Raw genomic sequence first — 1,828 nt, forward strand, 5'->3', positions numbered from 1 at the left:
GATATTTCTCGCCGTGACCGAGAGCGATGGGATCCGGAGCGAAAGTCTCTGCTTGATTAACGGCAAAAAGACCGCGGTCGCTTGTGCCGACGACCTCTTCTCCCTCCTGCCCGCACTGCAACGGCGTAACGGATGCGGCTACTTGCTGAGTAATCGGCTTTGGCTCCGGCAGTCGGCCGGTCTGGCTCTCGAAGATGCGCCTTAGTATGCGGTCTGAGTAGTATTTCACTTTGGGCATTTGCAGCGGTGGCTGTCCCTTGATGAGGACGATCTCGCTGTTCTCAGCGATCAGGCGGACCTGCTCCGGCCGCATCAGGTTGGCTCCCTGATCCGAGAGCTGGATGTTGGTGTCGAACATTCGGCTTAACATAAATGACTTCGATCTGGCGCGGAAAGTGTAATCGCCGATCGCCTTGGAAATGTAGATCGGCGTCTCGTCGTCGGCCGTGGCCATGAAGACCTGCACCCCGGTGTTGCTGAGGAACGTCTCCTTCCCCGACTGCTCATACAAGCCGGTTAGAGCCGAGAGGCTCTGTACGACGAACATGAACCGGCCCTGGTAGCCCGCGATTGTGGTGACGGCCGTCTCCACTGCCTCCAGCTTGCCGAGATGCTTGAACTCGTCGAGCAGGAACAAGACTTCAAATATCTCATCCTTGGTCGGCATAGTGCGCTGCATGACCGCCACTACCTGCTGAAAGAACAGGCGAACCAGTGGTGCGATAACCAAAAGGTCGTTCGGGCTTACGCAAAGGTAAATTGTAGTGGGGTCGCGGCGGAGATCGTAGATCGAGAAGTCGCATCGCGTCGTCGCCGCTTTGATTAGTGGGTCCGCCCAGAGGTTAAGACCACCATCTCCGAGGACCGACGTGTAGGACGTGAGAATCTTGGTGTCGTTTCCTGCCATATTATCGAAGATGCGGCGCGCTTCTTGGTTCTGACACTCCTCCGCCAACTGGGCGAAGAGCTTGTACTTTTCTCCGGGCAAGGTGAACAGGTCATAGACGGCGCCGATCGTAGGCGTGCCACGCTCGATGCAAGCGAGGACTCCGGCGGCGAACAGATCCCTTGCACCATCGATAAAGCCTTCCGCCCCTTTGCCCTTGGGCGTGAGCAGGTTGTAAGCAAGACGGCGTGCTTCGCTAAACTGCCGCTCCGACGGCATAGAGACGATGTCAGGAATTGGATTGTAGCTATGGGTGCGGCCGCCCGGGTCCATCGGGGCGAATTTGAAGATCTGGTCGCCTCGAGCTTTTCGCGCGCGCGACGTCAGCTCGAACAGTTCGCCCTTAACGTCGAGTGCCAGAACCGAACCGTTGAACGTCAGCAGCGTAGGAATAACAATCCCGACTCCCTTGCCGGCGCGGGTCGGCGCTACCACTAGGCTGTGCGGCAGCTCGCCATTGCTCAGATACTCGCCCGGCCAGCCCGGACCCACCGTTTTGCCAAAGATTGGTCCGGAAACCCTGTGATAGGGTAGGATATAGCGAGCCTTTTTCATCTCACCGAAGCGCGCCCAGCGGGCCGTGCCATGGTGCTGGGGCTTCAACACTATGAGCGCCAGCATGAGCGACGGGATGACAGCCGTGAAGCCGATAATCGTCAATCCGCGGTAGAAGACCTCCGTCACGTAGCCTCGGTGAAAGGGCGTCTCGTACCAAATTGCGAAAATATCGAAGCTCTGGATCGCTTGGAGAGTAACTCCATGCTGGAAGTTGGCGTAGGCGCTCGCCAGAAATAGACCCACGAGCAGCGACAAAGCTGCACCGAATAGAAGCCTTTCAAGTTTCCGGCTCGAACCCAATGATCGTCTGATGTCCCGAGTCAA

1 protein-coding gene is annotated in these 1,828 nt (G+C 57.6%); it reads right to left on the reverse strand.

The features are described from left to right. Positions 1 to 1,804, reverse strand: a 1,804-nt coding sequence (gene virD4 / locus C7G61_RS42600) for a type IV secretion system ATPase VirD4 (protein WP_108523396.1), incomplete at its 3' end; no start/stop codon positions are given. Between the last annotated feature and the right edge of the window lie 24 nt (positions 1,805 to 1,828).

Source organism: Bradyrhizobium algeriense, assembly GCF_003062295.1.
Taxonomy (GTDB): domain Bacteria; phylum Pseudomonadota; class Alphaproteobacteria; order Rhizobiales; family Xanthobacteraceae; genus Bradyrhizobium; species Bradyrhizobium algeriense.